The organism is Dellaglioa sp. CoH-57-MRSF-22 (assembly GCF_056781895.1).
Genome location: NZ_JBXAXT010000046.1, coordinates 1 through 590 on the forward strand (window position 1 = coordinate 1; position 590 = coordinate 590).

The following is a 590-nucleotide window of genomic DNA, read 5'->3' on the forward strand; positions in this document are numbered from 1 at the left end:
GATTACAGCGGGGCAGCGCCCGTCGGGAACGGATACGGCGATGCCGGGATCGGTGCGACCTTGCTGGCCTGCTCCGGGACCGAGCGTGCTGCCGGTGCCTTCGTGGCCGCGACCTTGGCCGGACCGGCGTGCGGCTTGCGAACCGACGTACGCGGCTTGGCCGGTGCACCCTCAGCCGGCTGCGCGCTGATGAACGTGCGCTCGATGGTGACGGTGTGGCTCGTGACGACGCCTGCGTTCACGATCGGGCGTGCCTTCGAGCGGACGATGCCCTTGCCCATCAGGAACTTGACGGCAGCTTCCTTCGACGCGAAGGAATTGACGGCGGTATCCGAGCCATCGACCGAGATCGAAATCGTGATAACGTTCTTGCTCATGAGGTAAATCTCCTTTCAAGGTGGGTTGGTGCTACTCAGTACAACACTAGAACAACGAGACTGAAGTTTATCAACGGCTTCGCCTCTTGTCAACTGCCTTTTTACTACGTTTGTGTGTCGGGTGTTTGATCGGCGCAACATGGTGTGCCGGTCTACCACTCGCACGAACCACTTTACTGTTACTGGTATCAGTATAACCCTTTTGAGGCTTGC

The 590-nt window shown here is 59.2% G+C and carries 1 protein-coding gene; it reads right to left on the bottom strand.

Annotated features, from left to right (window positions below):
• Positions 1-2: 2 nt before the first annotated feature.
• Positions 3-377 carry a hypothetical protein gene (locus tag AC1RPR_RS08040; protein WP_481763443.1) on the bottom strand — a complete coding sequence of 125 codons (375 nt, stop codon included), beginning with the start codon at positions 375-377 and terminating at the stop codon, positions 3-5.
• Positions 378-590 lie beyond the last annotated feature (213 nt).

Excerpts from the sequence above, each read along its gene's own strand:
- AC1RPR_RS08040 (WP_481763443.1), bottom strand. The coding sequence starts at position 377 with ATGAGCAAGAACGTTATCACGATTTCGATCTCGGTCGATGGCTCGGAT.